The organism is Spirillospora sp. NPDC046719 (genome assembly GCF_040645715.1).
Lineage (GTDB): Bacteria > Actinomycetota > Actinomycetes > Streptosporangiales > Streptosporangiaceae > Spirillospora.
In genome coordinates this window covers 1-1,513 of the sequence record NZ_JBEYYT010000877.1, presented here as the reverse complement: position 1 = coordinate 1,513, position 1,513 = coordinate 1, and the positions used below count along the sequence as shown (strand labels likewise).

Annotated in this window: 2 protein-coding genes; both read right to left on the bottom strand. The window is 32.7% G+C overall.

Going from position 1 to position 1,513, the window contains the following annotated elements:
* Positions 1-252 precede the first annotated feature (252 nt).
* The gene (locus tag ABZ914_RS51185) at positions 253-447 is read right to left on the bottom strand and encodes a hypothetical protein (protein WP_003132205.1); all 195 of its coding nucleotides are present in this window, start codon (positions 445-447) and stop codon (positions 253-255) included.
* Positions 448-860: 413 nt separating this feature from the next.
* Positions 861-1,412, bottom strand: a complete 552-nt coding sequence (locus tag ABZ914_RS51180; protein WP_500201792.1) for a hypothetical protein — start codon at positions 1,410-1,412, stop codon at positions 861-863.
* Positions 1,413-1,513: the final 101 nt, after the last annotated feature.

Below are 1,513 nucleotides of genomic sequence, written 5' to 3'. Positions count from 1 at the left end.
AATAGAAGGCCAATACCCAATATAATACATGAGATAAGTGCTAATGGGTTATGACTAAAAATTTGAATAAGGTTATCTGATTCGTTCGTAATATTATCCACTTTATTTTCCTCTTTCGCGTGCGCACAAGCGCTTTTTATTTTGCATTCCTAAAATTTAGGATTTGTTTTATAGATTTGAACCTTAGCATTTGTTAGCATGTTAAAAAATGTTAAGGTTCACAGCTATATAGACTTTAGCACTATTAAAGTTCTAATCTATTGCTTTTTTCATTTCATGAATAACTCTTCTTAATTTTGGCAAAGGTAATTCCATCAGGTCAGCAAACTGTTCTTGTGGTAGTCTGTAGTGTTCTCCAAACATTTTCTCATACCCAGCTATAATTACAGCCTTTTCCATTTTTTCATCTAAGTTATCAATACTCTTTAAGTAGTCCGATAGTTTCATGTTTCCTCCTTTACAATATTAGTAATAGCTTGTGTGTGCGTCTTTCATCAACAAGTTAATGTTCATTATCAATCAAAAGGCAACAATACTCAAAACGAATAATATAAAACTTATGGTATATAGTGCTATTTTCGCAAATTTATTAATATGTTTTATAAAAATATTAGTGATTAAAGCAATATTTAAAGCTATCATATATACAAAATTTGTTTTCACTATAAAAATAAACAATAGATTAAGAACAACAAATAGAAGTAGATTTATTTTTTGTTCTTTTTTTAATTCATCTACAATATTTTTCATATTTTATCTCCTTGGTTTTTCAAAAAACTATTAGACTTAAAAGAATATCTCCTATAGCTTGTAATACAACAAACTTTTTAACTGGTTTTTTCTTTTTTCTTCTCATTACTTTACCCCACCAACTCAAACCAGCACAACTCACACAGCAACGCACGAGCCTCGTCATAAGCGTTGTGATGATAGCCGTAGAAGTCTAAGAAGTTGTATATATTTAACGTGTCGCGCGTGATGATGTCGAAACGGCTGATGTAATCAATGGCACAGTCTCTAAAACTCTTTGTACTCATATCACAGCACATTGACGTTATTAGTCGTTTAGTGGCGTCATAGTGGCAACCAGTTATCTCACAAAACTGTGTTATATCATCAAAGTTACCGCCATTTTGTATGAACCAATCCCAAAGCATTAAAATAGCTTCTTTGTTGGCTCTTTTTTCCGTAGGGCTTAACGTATCACATTCGCCTAGCCGTCTATCATCTTTGTAGTAAGCGTGCATATACTCGTGAGCATGGTCAAAAGGTCTAGCAAGTTCAGTATAAGCACCAAAGCCAAGTTCTAAAGAAATAAAGGCTTTTTGATTATCTAAGTCCCCCAACCGATAAACAACTCCTAATTTTTCTATTTCACATATTAGTAGACTATTTAATTCCTGTTTGTCCATAGTCCACCGCCTTAGTCCTTATTGTCTAAGTCTTTGGCTTTTTGTGTAATCTCGTCCCACTTATCAGAGAACAGCAATTTGATAGCCATTTTATCCTTTTC

Coding starts and splice junctions, on each gene's coding strand:
- ABZ914_RS51185 (WP_003132205.1), bottom strand. CDS start 447: ATGAAACTATCGGACTACTTAAAGAGTATTGATAACTTAGATGAAAAA.
- ABZ914_RS51180 (WP_500201792.1), bottom strand. CDS start 1,412: ATGGACAAACAGGAATTAAATAGTCTACTAATATGTGAAATAGAAAAA.